We start from the raw sequence: 22,500 nt of genomic DNA, 5'->3' as shown, positions 1-22,500 counted from the left end.
GCCGGGGCGGCGGCGCCACGTCGGCAGATGTGGCCGCTGTACGCGGCCGGGTTCACCACCGCCTTCGGCGCGCACGGCATCGCCGCCAGCCTGGGCGGCCTCTCCGGGGACGCCGTCACCTCCCTCATCGTGCTCGGCGGACTGCTCGCCCTGTACGACGGCGCCGAGGTGGTCCTCAAGCCGTTGTTCGGCACCCTCGCCGACCGCGTCGGAGCCCGCCCGGTACTGCTGGGCGGGCTCGTCGCCTTCGCCGCAGCCTCCGCCCTGTACGCCATCGCGGGCAGCCCGGGCTGGCTGTGGGCGGCCCGGCTGGGCCAGGGAGCGGCCGCTTCCGCCTTCTCCCCCTCCGCCTCCGCGCTCGTCGCGCGTCTCAACCCGGCGGCGGGGCAAGGGCGGGCGTTCGGCTCGTACGGCATCTACAAATCGATCGGCTACACCCTCGGGCCACTGCTCGGCGGCGTCCTGGTGTGGGCGGGCGGCCTGCGCCTGCTCTTCGCCGTACTGACGGTCCTGGGGGCGGCCGTCGCCGTCTGGGCGGCGGTCGCGGTCCCGGTCGTACCGCCGCTGCCCAAGGCCCGGCAGACGCTGCTCGACCTGGCCCGCCGCCTGGCGGACCCCGTCTTCCTCGCCCCGACCGCCGCCCTGGCCGGGGCGACCGCCGCCCTGTCGGTCGGCGTTGGCTTCCTGCCGGTCTCCGGTCGCGCGGCCGGCCTGGGCACCGTCGCCACCGGCGCCGCCGTGTCGGTCCTCGCCGCGTGCGCGGCACTCGTGCAGCCCCGCGCCGGGCGCGCGCTGGACAGCGGGCGCCTGACCATACCGGGCGGCATCACCGCCGGGCTGCTGCTCGCCGCGGGCGGCCTGGGCTGCGCCATGCTGCCGGGTCTGACCGGGGTGCTGTGCGGCGCCGCCCTCATCGGCATCGGCACCGGCCTGATCACCCCGCTCGGCTTCGCCGCGCTCGCCACCACCACACCCCGAGAGCGCCTCGGCCAGACCATGGGCGCGGCCGAACTGGGCCGCGAACTGGGAGACGCCGGCGGCCCGCTGCTGGTCGGCGGCCTCGCCGCCGCGTTCGCCCTCCCCTACGGCTACGCGGCCCTCGCCGCCCTCCTGGTCGCGGGCGCGGCCCTCGCGATCGCGCGGCGGGCACCGGACGGAGGATGACCCCTCACTCATGCGGGATGTTCCGCACGGCCGTACCCAGGAGCATGGCATGCGCTCATCTCGGACCGTACCGTCGACGGCATCCGGTACGCCGTGGTGGCGCTCGACCCGGGTGTGAACGCGATCGGCCGGCGCCGGCGTGATGGCTCACCGTGGCTGCCGCCGAGCAACGGGGCACCACGCCCGCTGAACTCCGGCCCCGAAGCGTTTGCCGCGTTCACCCGGGCCTACGAGCAGGCCGCACAGGAGGCGGATCAGTACGAGGGGCCGGAAGACGACTCCGACGAAGGCCCGGACCATGCCATGAGGGCCGCCGACGCGCTGACCGGTGCCCTGCTCGAACGGTTCCGCGGGCGCGATGCGGCGGCCGTCGCCGACGGGAACTCCTTCAGACACATAGCCGCAGAGGAGCTCGGCTGCGACATGGACGCCTGACGCGGCACCGGCGGCCCCGGACTTGATAGGCAAGTCGTTACTTGCCTATTCTCCCGGTCATGGCAGAGGATGTCTTCAAGGCGCTGGCCGACCCCACCCGTCGGCGCATCCTCGACGAGCTGGTGGAAAGGGACGGTCAGACCCTGTTCGAGATCTGCGGGCGGCTGGCGATGAAGCACGGCCTGGGGCTGTCCCGGCAGGCCGTCAGCCAGCACCTGGCCGTACTCGAATCCGCGGGCCTGGTGCTCACGCGGCGCCAGGGCCGCTACAAGTACCACGACCTGAACACCGAACCCCTTGAGCGCATCGTGACCCGGTGGCTCAGGCCCGACACACCGGAGAGCGCCCCATGAGGATCCACCTGTCCAGCGTCTTCGTCGACGATCAGGAGAAGGCGCTGCGCTTCTACACCGACGTGCTGGGCTTCGTGAAGAAGCACGACGTCCCGATCGGTACGGACCGCTGGCTGACCGTCGTCTCGCCGGAGGATCCCGACGGGACGGAACTGCTGCTCGAGCCCTCCGGCCATCCCGCGGTGAAGCCGTACAAGTCGGCGCTGGTCGAGGACGGCATCCCGGCCACCTCCTTCGCCGTGGACGACGTCCACGCGGAGTTCGAGCGACTGCGCGGGCTCGGGGTGTACTTCACGCAGGAACCGGTGCGGATGGGCCCGGTCACGACCGCCGTCCTGGACGACACCTGCGGCAACCTCATCCAGATCGTCCACAGCGAAAGCGCAGCGGCATCGACCTGACCGGAAGGTTCGCGATTCGCTCGACGCGGGCGCGCAGCCCCGTCGATCTCCCCCGCGCGCGCCGCGACGTGCCGTCAGTCCAGCCGGAGGGACCACCGGGCGTACGGCGTCACGCTCCTCACGGAGTGTCAGGCGAACGGCCGCGCGGATGTATCCGATCCTCGTGAACGGCCGACCTGTACGGCCACGGCCGGGGCATGTCACCATGATCCGCCGATCGCGGTCCACACACGGGGGGTCTTCGCCTGCTGGCCCTCGAGATCGAGTAAGTGAGCGTGACCATGTGTGAGTGAGTGTCGTTGTCAGAGTGTGAATCTGACGGAATGGGCGAAGACGCAGGGTGTGCATCCGCAGACCGCGTATCGCTGGTTCCGTGAGGGGACGTTGCCGGTGCCGGCTCAGCGAGTCGGGCCGCGCACGATCCTGGTGAACATCGAGACGAACACCGCTCCGGAAGCGGTGGTCGGCCTGGGTCTGCCCGCGTCTGCTCGCACGGCCAGAAGGGCGATGCTGGCGCTGCCCGCGAAGTCCGCGGGCGGGACGGTCTACGTGGCCACGCAGTGCCAGGGCGAGGGCACGCTCACCGTCGACGCGGGCCGCTACGGCACGTCCACGGAGTACTGCTCCGCCGTGCCGGAGGGCAGCATGAACGGCACTGCGGTACGGACCCCCGAGGCCGCGACCCGGCTCAAGGTGACCGCGGGGCCCGGGGTCACCTGGGCGGTGGCGGTGGCATGGGACCGCCATGCCCAGGGGCCGTCGGAGTAGTCGCCGGGACGTCCACCGGTGCGGGACAGCTCCGCTGCCTGCGCATCGGTCGGATAGAAGCGGTACTTCAACGCCCGCTTCACATGGGCGGCCTCCACGGCTCACGCACTACATCATCAGTTTGTGGGCGGAGTGCGGGTTGTCGGGGGCAGACACCGGTCCGCCCTGGCGGCCAACCGGCTATCCCTGCCCCGCTCCGCAGGAGCTTCGCTTCCTCCCCCGGCTGAAGCCAGGGGTATCCACGAACGAGAGCCCCGATGGATCGAGGGCAACTGCGGCCTCCGGTGGTACAGGTGATCGCGGCGAACGTGATGTCCCGCCCGATGCTAGGCGCCACCACCGACACCGACCGCTCCGCCGCGGTGCCCCGGGCGGTCCGCGCCGGATCAATCTCGTCGTCCGGCGAGGGACCCGTCGTCCGGCGAGGAACCCCGTCGCACGGCGACGACCAGGACCACCACCAGCGTCAGGACGACCAGCACCGCGACAAGGCCCCAGATCCCGGAGCCCCAGCCGCTGCCGTCGTGCCTGTCATGCGACAGACGGCCGGGCCCGGCGGCCGCATGCCGAACCCCGTATCCCCCGTTCCATGCGGGAGCGCAACAAGCCACGCATACCCCGCCCGGTCGACAGGCGGCCACGTGGCATTGCGCGGCTGACGGAAACCGGGCGTGAAGGCGACGGGATGGACCGGGGCTCGTCAGCCGCAGCCCGCGGTCTTCTCCCGCAGGCCGGCGGCGGGCGCGGTAAGGCGGACGCCGAGGAGGCGTCCGGCGCGGTTCACCGTCACCTGCAGCGACGTCACGGCCGGCATGCGGTCGTCGCGGTAGTCGTAGGTGACCGTCCAGGACTCGCCCGTGCCGACGTCGGCCCGGTCCACCGCGGGCTGCTTCGTGTCGGCGGTCGGGTAGTGCACGGCGACGTACCGACCGGCAGCCCGCTCGGCCGCCGCCGAGTCGCGCACCGGCCCGGAGGAACCCGGGATGGGTCTCCCGGCCGCGGCGGCCTCGGTCTGGGGGCCCACCGACACGTTCACCTCGAACCGGTCCGCGGGCGGCCAGCTCATGGAGGCGATCCCGTGCGGTTCCAGCAGAGCCCACACCTCCTCGTGCAGGCCGTCGATACCGCACGGCGTGCTGTCCTCGACGCGGCCGATCCTGACGTCGTCGCCCAGCGCCTTGCGGATCGCCTGCCCGAACACCGCCTGCTGTTCCGCCGATGCCTGCCTGTTCGGCTCGGCGTGGTCGACGACCCGCACGTCGACGACGGTCGCCAGAACGCAGGCCACGGCCAGGAACCCCGCACCGGTCACGGTCGGGAACCAGCGGTGACGCGTGGGCCAGGGAGAAAGCCGCGAACCGGCGAAGCGGAGGGACAGGACCCCCACGGCCGCGCCCGCGAAGGCGCCCGCGACGTTGGTGGTGAAGTCGCTGGTGTCGCAGTAACGGCCGATGACGGGAAGGCAGGCCTGGACCGTCTCGATCCCGCAGGCCAGGAGGACGGACAGCAGCAAAGGAGGCAGCGGACGCCTGGCCGCGCGCACCCCGAAGAAGCCGATCGGCACGAACAGGGCGACGTTCATCCAGCCCTGGGTCGTCCCGAACGACTCCCATACGTCCTTGCTCACCGTGCACCTCACCCAGCCCGTACCGGTGGGTCTGAGCCAGAGTGTCAGGAACAGGGCGGCCGTCGTCGTGGCCGCCCAGGCCGCATAGGCCCAGGGGCGGTCGGAACGGCCACGCAGGGCGAACGTGACGCCCCCCAGCACCGCCGCCGAGACGAGGGCGACGAGAAGGAGGTACAACAGGTGCCCTCCGAAGACGAGAGCGAACAATGCCGTGCCTTTCGAAAGCGCGAGGAGATCAGTCGACGGCGCACGGAATCCGGCGCGTCGGCGACCACCCTGGCGCCCACACGTCATGGGCCCTGGCTCAGCTCATGACCAAGGTGTAACAGCCCGTCCCCGCGGGTTCGGAAGATCACGACCGAGTGATCGCCGACGGGCCCGGGCTCCACCGCAAGGCCCACGCTTCCGCGCCGACGAGCGCCTCAGCACAGCCGGCGAGGGTTGTCAGCCGTGGTCCGCCACGGCGGCGGTGAAGCGCGCCACCAGCGCCGCGACGGCCGCGCGCAGTTCCTCCCCGCCGTCTACGCGGAAGGGGAACGGCAGCCTCGCCAGCCATTCCTGGGCGTACATGTCCGGGTTGCGGGTGCTGCCGACCAGCACGCATCCGTCCCCCGCGGGCTCAAGACGCCCCATGGGCGGCCGGATCCACGGGGCCACCTCGGCAAGGGGGGTGTCGAACACCACGCGGGTGGCGAACTCCCACCCCAGACCAAGGTTCTCCTCGAGCACCGCCACCGGGTCGAGGCCCCTGGGCGGCTCGAATCCGTGCTCCGTCGGCCGGACCGCGCGGACCCGGTCGAGCCGGTAGGTGCGGATCGCGTCCGCGCGATGGGAGTGGCACAGCAAGTACCAGCGCCGGTAGCGGACGACGATGGACCAGGGATCCACCTCCGCGTCCCACTCGTTGCCGGCCTCGCTGCGGTACGTCACCAGCACGCGGCGCCGGTCCGCGACGGCGTCGACGAGTTCGCTGGTGATGGCCGGATCGGGGCGGGCCGAGTACGGGTCCGGGGCGGCCGACGCGTACTCCCGCAGCATGGCCGCCTGTTGGCCGATGCCCTCCGGGAGCGCCTTGACGACCTTGCCCAGGGCGGTGCCGACCAGATCGTCGGTGTCGGCCGCGGCCGGCCGGCCGCTGAGTACCGCCATCACCAGCCCCAGGGCCTCGGACTGTGTGAAGTGCACAGGGGGCAGTCTCGTCCCACGCCCCAGCCGGTAACCGCCGTGCGGCCCACGGGCCGACTCCACGGGGATGCCGGCCTCTCGCAGGATCCCGACGTACCGGCGAGCCGCTCGCTCCGTGACTCCCAGCCGCACGGCGAGTTCGCCGGCCGTCGTTCCGGGGCGCGTCCGGAGGATTTCCAGGGCGCGCAACGCACGCGCGGTGGGACTGAGGTCGTTCGGCACAGGAGCAGGCTAATCCGCTCCTTGAGGGGTCGCCGGACATACCGGCACCGGATCGTCCGGATCTCGGCCTACGGTGACGTCCACGAAGCTGAAGAAGGGGAACTGACCATGGACATCCTGCTCATCGGCGGCCTGTGGCTCAACGGATCCGTATGGGGCCGAGTCACGTCCGCGCTGGAGGCGCTCGGCCATCGCCCCGTGCCGCTCACTCTCCCGGGGCAAGGGGACGGCTCCGTGACCGCCACGCTCGACGACCAGTTGGAGGCGGTGCTCGCCGCGGTGGACGCGGCGCCCGGCAAGCCCATGGTGGTGGGGCACTCCGCCGCCTGCACACTGGCCTGGCTGGCCGCCGACCGGCGGCCGGGGCGGCTGGCCAAGGTCGCCCTCATCGGCGGCTTCCCGACCGCCGACGGTCAGCCGTACGCCGACTTCTTCGAGGTGCGGGACGACGCCATGCCCTTCCCTGGCTGGGGCCCGTTCGAGGGGCCGGACGCCGCCGACCTCGACGACGGGGCCAGGCGGGAATTGGCGGCTGCCGCGATCCCCGTGCCCGCGGGCGTGTCCAGGGCAGTGGTGCGGCTGACGGGCGAAGGAAGGTTCGACGTCCCGGTCGTGGTCGTGTGCCCGGAGTTCACGCCCGCGCAGGCGCAGCAGTGGATCAACGCCGGCGACGTCCCGGAGCTCGCCCGGGCCAAGCACGTCGACTTCGCCGACATCGACTCAGGCCACTGGCCCATGGTGACCCAGCCCGCGGAACTGGCCCGGATCCTCGCCGCGGCGGCCGACGCGGCCTGACGGGACGGCCACGCGCGGTGGCATGTCGGCAGGGCGCGCCGGGGCGCCGGGGCGCAAAGCTTCTGCGAACCGACCGCGGCGATGTGCCACCGCATTCCGCGCCACCCCACCACGCGTGGCACTCCGCTACCGCGAACGACGACGAACCCCTGGCCGGATCGGCGGACGGTCGCGTGCGGCGCCCCTGCGACTTCTGCGGGCCCGCTGCTGTGAGCGCCGGCACCGGCGCGACGGCGTGTTGACGGACCGCGCTGACCAGGGGCTGCGCCCAGGAACCGCCCTACCGCCTGCGCTGACCGCGATGAACTCCCCGGACCGCCTGTCCGTGCGGTGCCATAGTCTGCGCTCATGACCAGCGCGGCGGTCGAGGAATACCTGTCACTGACCGAAACGATGATCGCCCAGCCCTTCCCGGAGGCGGACGTCCAGGATGCCGGCGGCTACGGCGGTCCGGGGTACCGGGTGCGGATCCTGCGGGCGAGCCAAGACTTCTGGGACGACCCGGACGGGCAGGCCTGGGAAAGGGCCGAGCGGGAGTTGCGGGCCGATCTCGAGGCCCTGGGCGCGACGTTCACGGAGCGCTGGGGCGAGCCGCGCGAAGTGGATCTGTGGCCGTGTCTGAGGGCCGGCTGCGAAGGCGAGGCGGTGCCCGAGCCGTACGCCTCACTCAGCGGGCACGTCGTGGGCGTGCGGGTGTGGCCCCTCCCGGAGAGGGGCCGGTGGCTCGGGCTCGCCGTCGGCCAGGAGGACAAGGAACTGCCGCTCGAACTGGTCGCGGTGGTCGCCGCGGGCTCGCCGCTCGATCGGCCCGGTCCGGTCGGCTGACCCAGGGCGGCGCTCGTCGTCACCTGCCGGGAAACACACGCGGCGGTGATACGCCAGTAGGTCCCCGCATGCTGCTTTTCCATTTCACGCGGCCGGGGCTGTGGCCGCTGATCTTGGCGGACGCGAAGATCAGGGCGACCTGGCCGCAGGAGATGGACGACCTGCCGTAACTGGCGCGGACGCACGGTGCGGATCACGGTGGAGGTGCCGGCGCCGCAGGCGCAGCGGTGGCGTGCCTGGGCGGGGATGAGGCTGCCCGCCGGATCCGCTGAGGCGCCGACGGGCAGCCGCTTCGACGGGCGTCCGGACGAGTGGTTCGTGGTGGAGCGGGCGATCCCTTCGGCGGAGTGGGTGTCGGTGATCGACCTGGGCGTGATGACGCACCTCTGGCCGCGTCCGTAGCCTCGTCGGCGCGCCGGTCACCAGGTCGTGGGGCCGGCGCCGCGCCATTCGACGAGGTCGCTGTCGTACAGGTCGCCCAGGCGCATGCGGAGCCCGGCGCGGCGTACCAAGGCGAGGACGTCACGGGGTCCGTAGGCGAGGCCGAGGATCCTGCCGTCGCACCGCACGCGGCGGCCGCCGCTGCCCGACGGCGGGTACACGATCACTCGGCATCGCACCGGCTCAGCCTGGCCCCGTCGGGGGGCTGACGCATCCTGGCGGAGTATCCGGACGCGCGCCCGGAGCCCGCGGGGCTTATCAATGGAGGGACACCAACAGGCCGGAGAGAGTGGCTGGGCATGCGCGTTGTCGTGGATCTCACCCGTTGCCAAGGCTATGCGCAGTGCGTGTTCCTTGCGCCGGACGTGTTCGAACTGCACGGTGAGGAGGCACTGCTGTACCACCCGGCGTTTCCGGACGACCAGTACGAACGCGTGCGGCAGGCCGCCGCGGCGTGCCCGGTCCAGGCGATCCTGGTCGGCGAGGAGGTGAGCGCCGGTGTCCGGTGACCTCAAGAAGGGCCGGATCGTCATCGTCGGCGCGTCCCTGGCCGGCCTGCGGGCCGCGGAGACGCTGCGCGACGAGGGCTTCACCGGTTCGCTGACCGTCGTCGGGGACGAGCCTCACCCGCCGTACGACCGGCCCCCGCTGTCCAAGCACGTGCTGCTCGGCAAGGTGCCGGCGGACGCCACCGGGCTGCCGATGCGCCGTGATCCGGACGCGGAGTGGCGGCTGGGGGTGCCTGCCACCGGGCTGGACCCGCTCGAGAAGCGGGTGCTGCTGGGGGACGGCACGTCGCTGCCGTTCGACCGGCTGCTGATCGCGACCGGGACGCGGGCGCGGCCCTGGCCGGTTCCCGAGGAGGCCGCCCTCGACGGGGTGTTCACCCTGCGGACCAGCGACGACGCCGCCGGCCTGGCCGAGCGGCTGGCCGCCGGGCCGCGCCGCGTCCTGGTGATCGGCGCGGGCTTCACCGGTTCGGAGATCGCCTCCGTGTGCCGCGAGCGCGGTCTGGAGGTCACGGTCACCGAGCGCGGCCCCGCGCCGCTGGTGGGCGCGCTCGGCGGGACGCTGTCCAAGCTCGCGGCCGCCATGCAGCGGGCACACGGTGTGGATCTGCGCTGCGGCGTGACCGTCACCTCGTTGCGCGGCAACGGCAGGTTCACCGGCGCGGACCTCTCGGACGGCACCCGCGTCGACGCGGACGTGTGCGTCGTCGCCATGGGCGCGGTCCGCAACGTCGAATGGCTGGCGGACTCGGGGCTGGCCGCGGGTCCGCGCGGGATCGCCTGCGACGCCGGGTGCCGGGCGTTCAACATGTACGGGATCGTCACGGACGACGTCTTCGTGGCCGGTGACGTCTCGCGCTTCCCGCACCCGCTGTACGAGTACCAGCTGCTCTCCCTGGAGCACTGGCGCAACGCGGTGGACCAGGCCGAGGTGGCCGCCCACAACATGATCAGTCCGGGGCCGTTGCGGCGTCCGCACCTCAGCGTCCCGACGTTCTGGTCGAGCCAGTTCGGCCACAACATCAAGTCGGTGGGTGTCCCCACCTTCTCCGACCAGGTGGTCATCGCCCAGGGCTCGCTGGAGGCGCGCCGTCTGGTGGTGGCCTACGGCTACCGCGGCCGGGTGACCGCGGCGGTCACGGTCAACATGGCCAAGTCGCTGGAGTACTACGAGCGCCTCATCGAGACCGCGGCCCCGTTCCCGCCCCCGCCGGGGGCGGCGGACCGGCGTGCGGCGGCCGAAGTCCCGGTCCCCTCCGATGTGCCGGACCCGAGCAGGCTCTCGCACGGTCCCACGGTCGCGCTCACCGGGTACCTGCCGGACCGGCGGCTGGTCCTGGCGAGGCCCACCGGGTGACCCACCCCCGCCCATCCACGAGGAGCCACCACGCATGACCGCCGAGACCCTGCTGGAACGGATCACCGACTACGCCAGCCGCCCCGACCCGTACCCGCTGTACGCGGAGCTCCGTGAGGCCGGGCCCGTGGTGCGGCAGACGGACGGCAGCTACCTGGTCGGCACCTACCACGAGGTCGTGGGCCTGCTCCACGACCCACGGCTCAGCGCGGACCCCCGCAACCGCACCACACCGGCCCCGCCGGCGTCGGACGAGACGCGGCACCTGCCGTTCCTGCGGCTGGACGACCCCGAGCACCACCGGCTGCGCACACTGGCCATGCGGCCGTTCGGCCCGCCCCACAGTCCCGGCCGGGTCGACGCCATGCGCGGCGAGATCGCCGGGATCACCCGGGAACTGGTCGACGGGCTCCGCGGCCGTGAGCACATCGACATCGTCGACGACCTCGCCTATCCCCTGCCGGTCACGGTCATCTGCCGGCTGCTCGGTGTCCCGCGCGAGGACGAGCCACGGTTCCGGGAGTGGACCGACCTGCTCGTCGCCTCCGCCGACATCAGCCCCGGCGAGGACAGTGCCGCCCGGGCCGAGGCGGGCCGCAAGGCCCGGATGGAGCTGGGCGCGTATCTGCTCGGCCTCGCGGACCAGCGCCGCGGCCGGCCCACCGGCGACCTGCTCTCGGATTTCGTCAACGAACCGGATCCGGAGCTGCGGCTCACCGATCAGGAGTTGACGCAGACCGCGATCCTGCTCCTCATCGCGGGGCACGAGACCACGGTCAACCTCATCACCAACGGCGTGCTCACCCTGCTGCGCCACCCGGACCAGTTGGAGCGGCTGCGTCAGGAACCGGAACTCATGCCGGAGGCGGTGGAGGAACTGCTGCGGTACGAGCCGCCGGTGCATCTGCGTGAGCGCATCCCGCTGGCCGACGTGGAGATCGCGGGCACCGTCGTCCCGAAGGGGACGTCCGTGATCCTCGGGCTCGCCTCGGGAAGCCGTGACCCCCTGCGGTTCCGGGACCCCGAAAGGTTCGACCCCACCCGCAAGGACAACGAGCACATCGGCTTCGGCAGCGGCATCCACTTCTGCTACGGTGCGCCGCTCGCCCGCATCGAGGCTCAGACGGCCCTCGGCGCGCTGCTCCCCGGCCTCGGCACCGCGACCTTGCTGCAGGACCCGCCTCCCTACCGCCGCAACGCCATGCTCCGCGGCCCCCGCCACCTCACCGTCGCGTTCTGAGGCGTTCGCCGACGCGGACGCGTACGCGTCGGCCTGGCCCCGAAGGGACGGGGGGTGACGCGCCGCTCCGCGTCCCGAACGCCGTGCGGCTGAAGGCCACGCGACTCGGCCGCGCCGCGGCGGGAACGGCGGTGGCGCGACCGCTGTCTGGTGACCGGAGTCTGCCCGCGTCGCCGGAGGCGGTGGCCTCAGGCCGTCGTGGTGCGGTGGCGGGCGCGGAAGGCGGCGGCCTTGACACGGTTGCCGCAGGTCCGCATCGCGCACCACTCGCGTCGGCGGCCGCGGGAGCGGTCGAGGTAGACCTGGGTGCACTCGGGGCGGGCGCATTCGCGCAGCAGTGCCCCGTCGACGCCGCCGATGATCTCGACCGCCTCGCGGGCGAGGGCGGCGAGGCCCTGTGAGGCCGAGCCGGAGCGGGTCGTGCCGTCGGGGGCGAGCTGCGTCACGACGGGAGCCCGTGCCGCGTGGCGGTTCACCGCGGCGACCGCTTCGGCGGGCAGCGGGCTGCCGTCGAGCCGCGCCTCGACCAGGGCGTAGATCGACTCCCGCAGTTCCAGGGCCGCCGCGACGTCCGACGCGTCGGAGCCGGGCTCGCGGTCGAGCATCCGGGACTCGACGAACCAGGAGTCGAGGTCCGCGGGCGCCGCGAGCATCTCCGTGGGCACCGCATTGCGTCGTGCGCGCAGCGTGCCCAGGAAGTCGAGGGCGAGTGTCCCGCAGGGAAAGGCATGCTTCACATCACCATCCTAACCGGTGATTCTGGATTCGTCACTGGCTTGACAGGTGATTTCACTCCGTGCGACCGTCGTCACCGTTCAGAACGGTTACTTACTGATGTGGGGGACGCCGCAATGGCCGTCGTACGTTTTCACCTGATCTCCTCGCTCAGCCCGTCCGAGGCCCTGGCGGTCCTCACCGACTTCGGTCCCGCCCGGGCCCGGAACTGGCCCACCATCGACGCCGAGCACCTCACCGTCCACTCGATCGGCGACACCTGGGCCGAGGTGACCGAGGGCACCGCGTCCGCCTGGGAGCGGGCGCGCTACGACTGGGACGCCGAGGAGGGGAGGGTCACCATCGTCACGCACGACTCGAAGGTGTTCGGGCCCGGTGGCGGATGGATCTTCCAGCTCACCCCCGAGGGGGACCGCACCCGGATCGACGTCGAACTCACCCGCACCCCCGGCACGCTCAAGGGCAAGCTCCTCGCGACGCTGCTCCCCGTCGCCGCCGGGTCCCTGCGCAAGTCCTACCGGCAGCCCTTCAAGGCCGTGTGACCCTTCGGCGCCGGCCCGGGCGGCGTTGACCCCGGCGCCGTCAGTCCGAACCCCCGCCGCCTCCGCCGCCGCAGCCGAGGCCGCCGCCGAAGTGGTCGGCGAAGTGGCCGGTGTGGTCCGCGCCGCCGTCGAAGCCGTGGCTCGCGCCGTCGTCGGGGTGGTCGGCGCGCCGGCGCAGGAACTCGTGCCGGCCGAACGGGAACAGGCCCTCGTCCGCGACCGCTCCCCGGCCGATCAGCCCGGCCTCACCGGTGAAGGCCGGGACGAGCGCGGTCAGCGCCGGGTCGCCGTGGAGCGCGATCGCGAGCAGGATGTCCTCCTCCGCGAGCCCCGCGCGGTCCTGGGGCATCGGTGTGTTCCGCCGCAGGTCCGCGACATACCGGCGGGCGGCCCGGGTCGGGCTGAGGCGCACCAGGCGCAGCAGCCCGGCCCCGGCCAGCTCGGCGCGCATCCGGGACAGCGCCTTGCGCACGACCGCGCGGTCGAGCAGCTCCCTGATCCCCGCCGGCCGGTAGAGCCCGACGCGTATCGCCTTCTCCAGCGGGTGGCGGTGCGGCGGCGGGTCCGTCTGCTCCGGGGAGACCTCCCGGCGCAGGGTGCCCGGCCGGCCGGACTCCACGGCTCCGCGCAGGTGCAGCGCCACCACGGCGACCGTCACGGCGGCTCTCGGGCCACCGCGCAGCAGCGCGATCTCGTGCGGTTCCAGCCGGACCGCCGTTGCCTCGTCCATGACGTCTCCCCCCACTGCCTGTGCCGGGCACGTGCCCATCACCGGGGGTGGTCGAAGCCTGCCGGAGCCGGGTTCAGAGGGGGATTTGAGGGTGTCGTAGCGGCCGTACGGCCGGTGATGCAGGTGCGTCACCGGCCGTACGGGGGCGACCGGGACCGGCCAGCCGGGTGCGGAGGGTGGCAGCGAAGTCCTCGGCGCGGGACAGTTGCACGCGCAGCTCCTCGATCTTGCCGGCGGCGGCCTCTTCATAAGCGCGCACACGGTCCAGGAGCGCCTCGCGCTCCTCGCCGTGGGGCGGGTCCGCGGCGTCGAGACGGTCGATGGCCTCGAGCAGGTCGCGCATCTGGTCCAGGGTGAAGCCGAGCGGCTTCATGCGGCGGACGACCATGAGCCGGGCGACGTCGGTCTCGGTGTAGAGGCGGAAACCGCCCTGCGAGCGCGCGGACGGGGCGACCAGGCCGGTCTCCTCGTAGTGGCGGATGGTGCGCAGCGACAGTTCGGTCCGTGCGGCGACCTCGCCGATCTGCATGTGCCTGCCGTCCACTGCCGTGGCCTGCCCTTCCTTCACCGGCCGGCGCGGCGTCGACCGCGCACGCCCTCCCCGATCCCTACCCTAACGTTAGGGTAGAGTCGCCGGAGCGGGCCACGTCGGCCCGCGCGCTGCCGTGTCGGGGCCGATGAAGCCCCCGGCGGAGACCTCGAACCGTGCGGGGGACGTACGCCCGCGTGCCGCTCGTCCATGGTCCCGGCCGCCCGCGGGTGCCGTCCCGGCCCCCGCGCCCTTCCCGCGCTCCCCCACCCGTCCACGGGGGCGTGCCCGAACACGACAGGTTCCCGTTCCCTTGTCCTCTTCCGCCGATTCCGCCGATACCGCCGATACCGCCGTGTCCGCCGTGGCCTCGCCCGCCGCACTGATGCGCGCCCTGCGCCCCGACTGGCTCACCGACCCCAAGGTGTGGCGCACCGAGGTGCTGGCCGGTCTGGTGGTCGCCCTGGCGCTGATCCCCGAGGCCATCTCGTTCTCGGTCATCGCCGGCGTCGAACCGGCGATCGGCCTGTTCGCCTCCTTCACCATGGCGGTGACCATCTCCGTCGTCGGCGGACGCCGCGCCATGATCTCGGCCGCGACCGGTGCCGTGGCCCTGGTCATCGGCCCGCTCAACCGCGAGCACGGGCTGGGTTACCTCGTCGCGGCCGTCATCCTGGCCGGTGTCTTCCAGATCGTCCTCGGCGCGCTCGGGGTCGCGAAGCTCATGCGCTTCGTGCCGCGCTCGGTCATGGTCGGCTTCGTCAACGCGCTCGCCGTCCTGATCTTCGTGGCACAGGTCCCGGAGATGCACGACGTGCCGTGGGCGGTCTATCCGCTCATCGCGGCGGGCCTGGCGCTCATGGTCTTCTTCCCGAAGGTCACCAGGGTGGTCCCCGCCCCTCTGGTCTCCATCGTGATCCTGACCGTCATCACGGTCGCCGCCGGGATCGCCGTGCCGACCGTGGGCGACAAGGGCGCCCTGCCCTCCTCACTGCCCGTGCCGGGCCTGCCCGACGTGCCGTTCACCGTGGACACCCTCACCACCGTCGCCCCCTACGCGCTGGCGATGGCCCTGGTCGGCCTGATGGAGTCGCTGATGACGGCGCAGCTCGTCGACGACATCACCGACACCCGCTCCTCCAAGACCCGCGAGTCCATCGGGCAGGGCGTCGCCAACATCGTCACCGGCCTCTTCGGCGGCATGGGCGGCTGCGCCATGATCGGCCAGACGATGATCAACGTGAAGGTCTCCGGCGCCCGCACCCGCCTGTCCACCTTCCTCGCCGGCACGTTCCTGATGGTGCTCTGCATCGTCTTCGGTCCGGTCGTCTCCGACATCCCCATGGCCGCCCTGGTCGCGGTGATGGTGATGGTCTCCTTCGCGACGTTCGACTGGCACTCCGTCGCGCCGAAAACGCTGCGGCGGATGCCCGCCGGGGAGATCGCCGTCATGGCCATCACCGTCGTGGTCGTGGTCGCCACCTCCAACCTGGCCATCGGCGTCGTCGTCGGCTCCCTGACCGCGATGGTCGTCTTCGCCAGGCGGGTCGCCCACCTCGCGGACGTCACCGCCGTCACCGGCCCCGACGGCACGAGCGTCGTCTACTCCGTGACCGGCGAGCTGTTCTTCGCCTCCTCCAACGACCTGATCGGCCGGTTCCGGTACGCCAGCGACCCGGACAAGGTCGTCATCGACCTGTCCGCCGCCCACATCTGGGACGCCTCCTCCGTCGCCGTCCTCGACGCCATCGAGACCAAGTACGCCCAGCGCGGCAAGACGGTCGAGATCACCGGCCTCAACCAGCCCAGCGCCGCGCTCCACGGCAAGCTCACCGGCGAACTCACCAGCCACTGACCGCCCTCGGCCGTCTCGACCGGTACGGGAGAGACCCCCGGGGCCGGTGATGCGCGGGTAAGGAAATGTGCCGGGGGAATTGCCTTGGGGCGTTCCCTTAAGGCAGGCTGTCGGCCCAGTCAGGCCCCGTCCTCCGCACACCCGTACGTACGCGCGTACGGGCACCGGAGTGGGCGGCGGGCACGATCGCGTCCGGGAGGTCACCGAACGGGCCACGCTGGAAGGAAACCGTGTGAGCCGGATCTCGGTCCGGGGGATCGCGGTGGCTTCGGCCACGGCGGTCACCTCCGTGGGCGCCGTCGTCGGTGTCGCCTCGAGCAGCCAGGCGAGCGTGCAGCCCGTCGCCGCCACCGACTCCACGGTCCTCGGGGACATACCCGCCGGCCAGCGGGTCCAGCAGGCCTCCCTGACGCAGCAGGTGCAGGCGCAGTCCGACGCCGCCGACGCCGGCGCCAGGAAGTCCGCGGAGCAGGCCGCGCGCAGGCAGGCCGCCAAGGACGCCGCCGACCGCAAGGAGGCGGCGTCGAAGGCCGAGGCCGACCGCAAGGCCAAGGCCGCCGCCCGCGCCGCGCTGGTCGTGAAGGCCTCGTACACCGTGGCCGAAGTCCAGGCGATGGCGCAGGGGATCATCGGTGACGCCTCGCAGTACCAGTGCTTCTCCAACATCGTGACCCGTGAGAGCGGCTGGAACTACACCGCGACGAACGCCTCTTCCGGCGCCTACGGCCTCGTCCAGGCCCTGCCCGGCTCCAAGATGGCCTCCGCGGGCGCCGACTGGCGCACCAACCCCGGCACCCAGATCAAGTGGGGCCTCAACTACATGAACAGCCGGTACGGCAGCCCCTGCGGTGCCTGGTCGTTCTGGCAGGCCAACCACTGGTACTAGCCTCGTCCGGGCGGCCGTTCCGCTCGGGCTCACCGCGCCGCCGGCCCGCGCCCGTCCGGTCACCGCCGGATGGACCCCGCCAGGTCCGTGACCGCGCGAAGCCGGCTTTCGGTGCGGCGACGCACGTCCCGGACGAGTTCAGCGACACCGGCGACGCACCGCCTCGCGGTCGGGGCCGCACCGGGCCCGGACGGCGTGCCAGGCGCCTGGGCAGGGCGCCAGGGCGTGCGGGTACCGCTCGTCAGCCGGCGCTGCGGTGCACGCGGCCCGGGCAGGGGCGCGAGCCGTCGTGGCGCACTCCGGCGCGCACGGTGACGGGATCGGCGCCGAGGCCGGCCGCCGCGTGCTCCGGGGCTGCCGGCAGGCCGCCCGCGGCGGCAAGGCCAGGATCGAGGTCGCGGTTGACGCGCCCAGTGTGGCGCCACGGCACCGCGTGGGAAACACCGGGACGGCCCCCGACGGCCCCGGCCCGTCCGTGCCGGGGCCGTCGGGTCGGGCCGGCCGCCCGTCAGCGCAGCGACTCGGGCAGGTCCTCACGGTGGACGATGCCCAGGCGCTGCGTGGCGCGGGTCAGGGCCACGTACAGGTCGCTGGTCCCGAACGCCGCCGGTTCCACCACCAGGACGTGGTCGAATTCGAGCCCCTTGGCCTCGCGGGGGCCGAGCAGCACCACGGGCCGGGTGAGGTCGGGCTCGGCGCCGGCCGTGACGCCGTCGAGCGGGGCGGCGATCTCCTCGTGCAACGCGCGCGGCGCGATCACCGCGAGGCGCCCCTCGTCGGGGGTCAGCTCCGCGACGGCCTGCGCGACCGCGCCGGCCAGATCGGCGCCGCAGTGCCGCGTCCACGGCTTCTCGCCGGTGGAGCGCACTGACCGGGGCGGCTCGAAGGCGGGGTCCTCGCCGCGTACGACCTGCGCGGCCAGGTCCATGATCTCCGCGGGCGTACGGTAGTTGACGCCGAGCCGCACATGCTCGAAGCGGTCGCCGACGTACGGCCGGAGGATCTTGTCCCAGGACCCGACGCCCGCCTCCTCCGAGGTCTGCGCCGGATCGCCGACCAGGGTCAGTGAGCGCGTCGGGGACCGGCGCATGAGCAGGCGCCACGCCATCGGCGACAGCTCCTGCGCCTCGTCGACGATGATGTGCCCGAACGCCCAGGTCCGGTCGGCGGCGGCCCGCTCGGCCGCGCTGCGGTGGTCGGCCTCCTCCTGCCGGTCGGCCATCCGCTCGGCGTCGATGATGTCGTGGGCGGCCAGGACCTCGGACTCCGCGTCCTCGAACTCGAAGGACTCCGAGCCGCGGGACACCTCCAGGACGCCCTGCGCGTAGGCGATCTGCTCCTGGCGCTCGGCCTCGGCGGCGGCCCGCGCGGCGCTGTCGTCGACGCCCAGCAGTTCGGCCGCCTCGTCGAGGAGCGGCACGTCGGCCGGGGTCCATTCGCCGTCGCCGGGGGCGCGGCGGATGGCCTCGGCGTCCTCGTCCGGCAGGTACACCGGCTCGGCCAGGTAGTCGGCGAGGAACTCCTGCGGGGTGAGCATCGGCCACAGCTCCGCCACGGCCGCCCGCACCTCGCCGCTGGCGGCGATGCCCTTGCCGAGCTGCGCGATGTCGTCCGGGCCGAGGAAGTTGGGACCGCCGTACGGGTCCGCGCCGATGCGGTCGGCGAGCTGCGCGGTGAGGGTGTCGATGACGTGGAACGCGAAGTACGGCCGGGCGAGGTTGTGCGGCAGGCGCGTCTCGCGGGCGGCCTCCCGGGCCTGGTAGGCGATCTCCCAGTCCAGGACGAGTTCGCCGTCGTCGTGCGGGATGATCATCGGCGCGCCGGGCTCGGGCAGTGCCTGGCGGTCGCGCAGGGCGAGGGCCAGCGCCTCGGCCATGCCCGCGGCGCCCTTGACGGCCGCTGCGCGCGTGGTGTCGGTGCCGCGTGCGTGGACGCCGGGGAAGAGCTCGGCCTGCGTGGCGAGCATGACGCCGGTCTCGCCGAGGGCGGGCAGCACCTCGCCGATGTAGCGCAGGAAGGCCGGGTTGGGGCCCACGATCAGGACCGCGCGCTTGGCCAGCAACTCACGGTGCTCGTACAGCAGGAAGGCCGCCCGGTGCAGCGCGACCGCGGTCTTGCCGGTGCCGGGTCCGCCCTCGACGACGAGGACGCCGCGGTGCGGGGCGCGGATGATGCGGTCCTGGTCGGCCTGGATGGTCCGCACGATGTCGGCCATGCGGCCGGTGCGCGCCGAGTTGAGGGCGGCGAGCAGCACGGCGTCGCCGGTGCGGTCCTCGAAGCCGCTGCGGTCGTCGTCCTCGAGGTCGAGGATCTCGTCGTGCAGTTCGGTGACCCGGCGGCCCTCGGTGGTGATGTGCCTGCGCCGGCGCAGACCCATGGGCGTGTGCCCGGTGGCGAGGTAGAACGGCCGGGCGACCGGTGCGCGCCAGTCGATGAGGAGGGGCGTGTGGTCGATGTCGTCCTCACGGATCCCGATGCGGCCGATGTGGTGCGCGGCACCGTCCCGCAGGTCGATCCGGCCGAAGCACAGCGAGCCGTCGACCGCGTTGAGGGCCGCCAGCAGCCCGGATCGCTCGGCGACGAGGACGTCGCGTTCGAGCCGGGCCTGCATGCCGGTGCCGACCGGGGACAGCGCGTCGTCGACGCGCTGGGCGGCGACCCCGCGCAGCGTGTCGACCCGCCCGTAGAGCCGGTCGATGAATTCCTGCTCCTTCTGCAGTTCGACGCTTTCGCGAGTTGACACATTCGCTCCCTGTCGGATATGCTGTTTCTAGTGGCCCCCATTGAGGGGCCGTTTCTGTGCGCGCACAGAAACACTCAATATACGTGAGGGAATCCTCGCTCCGCAATTGCGGAACGGGGATTTTCTGCGTCTCGCGGCGGGACGTGGGCCTCGGCGCTGCGCCGGGGCGGGCGGGACGCCCCTCCGGCGGGCGAGGGCGGCAAAAAGAAAAGGAAAGGGGCTCGTCCGGCCCCAATCCGTTCCCGACGTACAGCGCCCCGGGGGTCTTGCGGCAAGGCCCCGGGAGTACCGAGGAATCGCCCACCGCAACCGGAATTCGGGGCGCGGGGAGAAACGAAGTGCGTGTGCTGTCGTCGACGTACGGGACACCGGAGGCCGTCGCACCGCTGGTGGCGACCGGGACGCCGCCGGCCGCGGCCGGAGCGATGGCCGGCACCAGGGGACTGCGGGACCCGAAGCGGCAGGCCCGCCCCGTCCAAGGGCCGGGACGGTGTTCGCCTATGATCAACGCCCGCTGGACGGACGATCGAAGCGGGGGTGGCAGATGACGTACCGGCGCGCGGCGATACCGGTCCTGACCGGGGGGCTGCTGCTCACGGCGCTGCTGTGGTGGGCGGGGGCGAGCGCGCACGCGCTGAACCTGCCGGGCGCCGTCGACATGCTCGGCGGGCGGGCGGCCGCGGAACTCGGGACGTGGCTGACCCCCTGGTCGTAGGGAGGAACGCCGTCTCGCGCTGGACGACCCCGATCTGCCCGAGGAGGCCCTGAGGGCACTGGCCCGCGACCCGGACCTGCGATGGGCGGCGGCCCGGCATCCGCGGCTCCCCGTACCGCTGCTCCGGGAGCTGCTCGACGACCCCGGCACGACCCGCTTCGCCGCTTGCAACCCCGGTCTGCCCGCCGAGGACATGCGCCGGCTCCTCGACGGCGCCGGCGTCCCCGCCTTCCAGCCGCTGCTGCCGCGGCCCCTGCCACCGCCCGCGTCGCGCCCACTGTCAGGGGTGTCACTCCACTGCCGGGGCCTGATGTCCGCGGTGTTGGAGCAGGCGGACAAGCTCGTGGCGGGTGGCCGCCAGAACCACGCGGTCATCAGGCTGGAGAACGTATCAGGGGTGCAGGTCCCAGGCCAGTTCCGGCTCACGGGAAGGAAAATCATGGTAGTTGCCGGCCGCGAGGTCCGGGCGTCGGTCGGGCGGAGCCGCCAGGTCGAGTGCGAGTACCCGCCATTCGCCGGGGTGGAAGGCATCACGGATGGTGTGTCCCTCCAGCTCGACGTGACCGCGCACTTCCACAGCGGCAAAGAGGAGAACCTGGCGTTCCACCGGGATGGCGCCGAGGATCTGACGCCCCATCATGGCGTCGGCGAACGCGGGCGCCACCAGGGTGGAGACGCTGCGGCTGCGCGTCGTGGCTTCGGGATAGGAGTCCCGCAGCGCACGGTAGACGGTGGAGGCGAAGTCATCGTCGAACAGGCGCATCGCTACGCGCAGCGCTGGGGCGGCCTCGCGTGCGTACAGGGCGGCTTCGAGGTTGGTGGTGTCGTCGCTGGTGAGCGCCATCAGCGCACGACTGCCGGCGATGCGGGCGGCTTCCATGACGCCTTCTTGCGTGGCGTCCCCGATGACGACCGGCACGCGGCGTGCACGGGCCGTGGCCACACCTCGGGCCTCGGGGTCCCGCTCGATGCAGACGACGTCGATGCCGAGCGCATACAGCTGGTCCAGGACCCGGCTGCCGACCTTGCCCAGGCCGACCAGTACGACGTGTCCGGACAAGCCGCGGGGCGGCAGCCTCAGGGCTGAGGCGGTACGGAAGGCCCCCAGCGTCTCCAGCACGATCGCGAAGAGCACCGGCAACAGCGCCATGCCGGCGAGTCCGGACAGTAACTGGAGGACCTGACGGGCGGGGCGCTCGTCCACGGCTGGATCGTTGATGTTGAGGACATCCAGCAGCGAAAGATACGCCGCGTGCGGAGGGGAGCCGCCGATGACATGCCAGGTCATGGCGGCGAAGATCACCTGCAGGGCGACGAGTCCGGCAGCGGCGTGCCACAGCCGCGGGGAGAACAGTTCACGCAGCGGCGGAGCCGCCTGCCGGCGTCGCCGGGCGGCCGGCTCCTCCGCTTGCCTGCTGATGGCTTCGAGCACCACGCGGCCGTGCACTCCGGTCGCCGCCTGGACGGTTTGATCGTCGGGCAGCAGTTGCGCGCCGCCGGTGCCGAGGCTGCCGGCTTCTCCGTCCGGATCAGACCGGGAGTCAGACAGCACAGCCAGGGTGCACAGCGCAGGTGGGCGGCGCAAGCCATCGTTTTCACTGTTCAAGGGCCGCTCGGCAGCACGCAGGAGCAGTCCGTCGGCCTGGACGACCTTACTGCTCCCCACCACGGCGGCCGCCACCAGCGCCGGGGCAGCGGTGTCGACATCGGACAGGACGGTGGTGGAGGCGTCGAGCTCCGAAGGCCTCAGGTGGGGAGAGCGCGCCGCGGCGGCACGCTCCAGCAACTCCTCCAGATGGCGCCCCAGCTTGCGGTTGTACATGCGGATCACCAGGCGGACGTCCGGGTTCATGCGCCGGGCTCGTAAGGCAGCGTGGATGTTGGTCTGGTCGTCCTCGTACGCCAGCGCCAGCGCCACCGCGAAATGCACCCCCGCCTCATGCAAGGCGGCCTCGACCGGGTCGGCGGCCTCCATCACACGCACCCCGTGACGAGGCGTCAACTCGACGATCTGCGGTCCGTGGTTGCGGCGCAACGACGGCAGGACCACGGTGACGTGCGCACCGTAGAGGCGGCCAGTTCGTGGGCGAGCCGGTGTACGAGCGCGTCGTCGCCGCAGATGACCATGTGTCCTGGAGACGGATGCTGAGCCTGGCTGGGGAAGATGTGCACGCCCGTACCTTCCCTGATCTCCGCTCGTGGGGTCCAGCTGCTGCCTGACATCTGCCCTGTATCGCGCGCGAGCCAGAAACGGGAGAAACCATGGGTGCCGCATGCGTCTTCGCCACGCGCTGAGCTGGTCGAACCGGCGCCGCGGACGCCAAGCAGTCAGCCGCCGCCGCACCTTCCTGCCTGCGGCCTGGTGGCACGATCGGGGGCGGTCTCCGTGAGACCGCCCCCCGTACGACCGACGTCCCGCTCCACTCCCGCCACCCGGCGAAGG

Annotated in this window: 22 protein-coding genes and 2 pseudogenes; 15 read left to right on the top strand and 9 right to left on the bottom strand. The window is 72.5% G+C overall.

The genetic code is table 11. The features are described 5' to 3' along the window. The first annotated feature begins 27 nt into the window (after positions 1-27). The 5 genes from AC3EUJ_RS15040 to AC3EUJ_RS15020 all read left to right on the top strand — a co-directional run bounded on the left by AC3EUJ_RS15040 (position 28) and on the right by AC3EUJ_RS15020 (position 3,121). Positions 28-1,164 carry an MFS transporter gene (locus tag AC3EUJ_RS15040; protein ID WP_431961790.1) on the top strand — a complete coding sequence of 379 codons (1,137 nt, stop codon included), beginning with the start codon at positions 28-30 and terminating at the stop codon, positions 1,162-1,164. A gap of 93 nt (positions 1,165-1,257) precedes the next feature. Then, positions 1,258-1,599, top strand: a complete 342-nt coding sequence (locus tag AC3EUJ_RS15035) for an SUKH-4 family immunity protein (RefSeq protein WP_431961701.1) — start codon at positions 1,258-1,260, stop codon at positions 1,597-1,599. 59 nt (positions 1,600-1,658) lie between these two features. After that, a complete protein-coding gene (locus AC3EUJ_RS15030) occupies positions 1,659-1,952 on the top strand; it encodes an ArsR/SmtB family transcription factor (RefSeq protein ID WP_431961700.1) in 294 nt (97 codons plus the stop codon). Beyond that, positions 1,949-2,353, top strand: coding sequence for a VOC family protein (locus AC3EUJ_RS15025; RefSeq protein ID WP_431961699.1), 405 nt, complete (start codon positions 1,949-1,951; stop codon positions 2,351-2,353). Before AC3EUJ_RS15030 ends, AC3EUJ_RS15025 begins: the two co-directional genes overlap by 4 nt. A gap of 390 nt (positions 2,354-2,743) precedes the next feature. Continuing rightward, positions 2,744-3,121 carry a hypothetical protein gene (locus tag AC3EUJ_RS15020; RefSeq protein WP_431961799.1) on the top strand — a complete coding sequence of 126 codons (378 nt, stop codon included), beginning with the start codon at positions 2,744-2,746 and terminating at the stop codon, positions 3,119-3,121. 11 nt (positions 3,122-3,132) lie between these two features. On the opposite strand, the pseudogene AC3EUJ_RS15015 reads toward AC3EUJ_RS15020, so the two are convergent. From AC3EUJ_RS15015 to AC3EUJ_RS15005, 3 genes and pseudogenes are all read right to left on the bottom strand, one after another. Further along, positions 3,133-3,219, bottom strand: a pseudogene (locus AC3EUJ_RS15015) (helix-turn-helix domain-containing protein); the annotation flags it as partial. 602 nt (positions 3,220-3,821) lie between these two features. Next, a complete protein-coding gene (locus tag AC3EUJ_RS15010; RefSeq protein ID WP_431961698.1) occupies positions 3,822-4,925 on the bottom strand; it encodes a VanZ family protein in 1,104 nt (367 codons plus the stop codon). A gap of 267 nt (positions 4,926-5,192) precedes the next feature. Continuing rightward, entirely contained in the window at positions 5,193-6,155 is a 963-nt protein-coding gene (locus AC3EUJ_RS15005) for a helix-turn-helix transcriptional regulator (RefSeq protein ID WP_431961697.1), read from the bottom strand. Between the two features lie 108 nt (positions 6,156-6,263). Between AC3EUJ_RS15005 and AC3EUJ_RS15000 the strand changes: the two genes are divergently transcribed. The 3 genes from AC3EUJ_RS15000 to AC3EUJ_RS14990 all read left to right on the top strand — a co-directional run bounded on the left by AC3EUJ_RS15000 (position 6,264) and on the right by AC3EUJ_RS14990 (position 8,177). Further along, positions 6,264-6,950: an alpha/beta fold hydrolase gene (locus AC3EUJ_RS15000; RefSeq protein WP_431961696.1), complete on the top strand. Its 687-nt coding sequence runs from the start codon at positions 6,264-6,266 to the stop codon at positions 6,948-6,950. Positions 6,951-7,298: 348 nt separating this feature from the next. Beyond that, positions 7,299-7,775 (top strand): hypothetical protein, encoded by a 477-nt coding sequence (locus AC3EUJ_RS14995; RefSeq protein ID WP_431961695.1) that lies wholly within the window; start codon positions 7,299-7,301, stop codon positions 7,773-7,775. Positions 7,776-7,961: 186 nt separating this feature from the next. After that, a complete protein-coding gene (locus AC3EUJ_RS14990) occupies positions 7,962-8,177 on the top strand; it encodes a hypothetical protein (protein WP_431961694.1) in 216 nt (71 codons plus the stop codon). 17 nt (positions 8,178-8,194) lie between these two features. Here AC3EUJ_RS14990 and AC3EUJ_RS14985 read toward each other — a convergent pair whose 3' ends face one another. Then, positions 8,195-8,395, bottom strand: coding sequence for a hypothetical protein (locus tag AC3EUJ_RS14985; protein ID WP_431961693.1), 201 nt, complete (start codon positions 8,393-8,395; stop codon positions 8,195-8,197). 120 nt (positions 8,396-8,515) lie between these two features. Here AC3EUJ_RS14985 and AC3EUJ_RS14980 point away from each other — a divergent pair, with 120 nt between their 5' ends. The 3 genes from AC3EUJ_RS14980 to AC3EUJ_RS14970 are packed head-to-tail and all read left to right on the top strand — an operon-like array spanning position 8,516 to position 11,322. Then, positions 8,516-8,725, top strand: a complete 210-nt coding sequence (locus tag AC3EUJ_RS14980) for a ferredoxin (protein WP_431961692.1) — start codon at positions 8,516-8,518, stop codon at positions 8,723-8,725. Next, positions 8,715-10,082 carry an NAD(P)/FAD-dependent oxidoreductase gene (locus tag AC3EUJ_RS14975; RefSeq protein WP_431961691.1) on the top strand — a complete coding sequence of 456 codons (1,368 nt, stop codon included), beginning with the start codon at positions 8,715-8,717 and terminating at the stop codon, positions 10,080-10,082. Before AC3EUJ_RS14980 ends, AC3EUJ_RS14975 begins: the two co-directional genes overlap by 11 nt. 34 nt (positions 10,083-10,116) lie before the next feature. Further along, positions 10,117-11,322 carry a cytochrome P450 gene (locus AC3EUJ_RS14970; RefSeq protein ID WP_431961690.1) on the top strand — a complete coding sequence of 402 codons (1,206 nt, stop codon included), beginning with the start codon at positions 10,117-10,119 and terminating at the stop codon, positions 11,320-11,322. Between the two features lie 188 nt (positions 11,323-11,510). Here the strand turns inward: AC3EUJ_RS14970 and AC3EUJ_RS14965 are convergent, their stop codons facing one another. Beyond that, positions 11,511-12,059 (bottom strand): CGNR zinc finger domain-containing protein, encoded by a 549-nt coding sequence (locus AC3EUJ_RS14965; RefSeq protein ID WP_431961689.1) that lies wholly within the window; start codon positions 12,057-12,059, stop codon positions 11,511-11,513. 114 nt (positions 12,060-12,173) lie between these two features. Here AC3EUJ_RS14965 and AC3EUJ_RS14960 point away from each other — a divergent pair, with 114 nt between their 5' ends. After that, a complete protein-coding gene (locus tag AC3EUJ_RS14960) occupies positions 12,174-12,599 on the top strand; it encodes a hypothetical protein (protein WP_431961688.1) in 426 nt (141 codons plus the stop codon). Positions 12,600-12,639: 40 nt separating this feature from the next. On the opposite strand, the gene AC3EUJ_RS14955 is transcribed toward AC3EUJ_RS14960, so the two are convergent. Together AC3EUJ_RS14955 and AC3EUJ_RS14950 are read right to left on the bottom strand one after the other, a co-directional pair. Next, the gene (locus AC3EUJ_RS14955; RefSeq protein WP_431961687.1) at positions 12,640-13,329 is read right to left on the bottom strand and encodes a TIGR04222 domain-containing membrane protein; all 690 of its coding nucleotides are present in this window, start codon (positions 13,327-13,329) and stop codon (positions 12,640-12,642) included. A 73-nt stretch (positions 13,330-13,402) separates the two neighbouring features. Continuing rightward, positions 13,403-13,873: a MerR family transcriptional regulator gene (locus AC3EUJ_RS14950; protein ID WP_431961686.1), complete on the bottom strand. Its 471-nt coding sequence runs from the start codon at positions 13,871-13,873 to the stop codon at positions 13,403-13,405. A 370-nt stretch (positions 13,874-14,243) separates the two neighbouring features. On the opposite strand from AC3EUJ_RS14950, the gene AC3EUJ_RS14945 reads away from it, so the two are divergent. After that, on the top strand, positions 14,244-15,713 hold the full coding sequence (locus tag AC3EUJ_RS14945) for a SulP family inorganic anion transporter (RefSeq protein ID WP_431961789.1): 1,470 nt from the start codon (positions 14,244-14,246) through the stop codon (positions 15,711-15,713). A 232-nt stretch (positions 15,714-15,945) separates the two neighbouring features. Next, complete coding sequence (locus AC3EUJ_RS14940) at positions 15,946-16,599, top strand: aggregation-promoting factor C-terminal-like domain-containing protein (protein ID WP_431961685.1); 654 nt, start codon at positions 15,946-15,948, stop codon at positions 16,597-16,599. Between the two features lie 508 nt (positions 16,600-17,107). On the opposite strand, the gene AC3EUJ_RS14935 is transcribed toward AC3EUJ_RS14940, so the two are convergent. Next, positions 17,108-19,318 (bottom strand): HelD family protein, encoded by a 2,211-nt coding sequence (locus AC3EUJ_RS14935; protein ID WP_431961788.1) that lies wholly within the window; start codon positions 19,316-19,318, stop codon positions 17,108-17,110. Between the two features lie 568 nt (positions 19,319-19,886). On the opposite strand from AC3EUJ_RS14935, the gene AC3EUJ_RS14930 reads away from it, so the two are divergent. Then, on the top strand, positions 19,887-20,057 hold the full coding sequence (locus tag AC3EUJ_RS14930; RefSeq protein WP_431961798.1) for a hypothetical protein: 171 nt from the start codon (positions 19,887-19,889) through the stop codon (positions 20,055-20,057). Between the two features lie 289 nt (positions 20,058-20,346). On the opposite strand, the pseudogene AC3EUJ_RS14925 reads toward AC3EUJ_RS14930, so the two are convergent. After that, positions 20,347-22,184, bottom strand: a pseudogene (locus AC3EUJ_RS14925) (NAD-binding protein). Between the last annotated feature and the right edge of the window lie 316 nt (positions 22,185-22,500).

It is taken from the genome of Actinacidiphila sp. bgisy160 (assembly GCF_057707815.1).
This window is presented reverse-complemented; position numbering and strand designations above follow the sequence as displayed.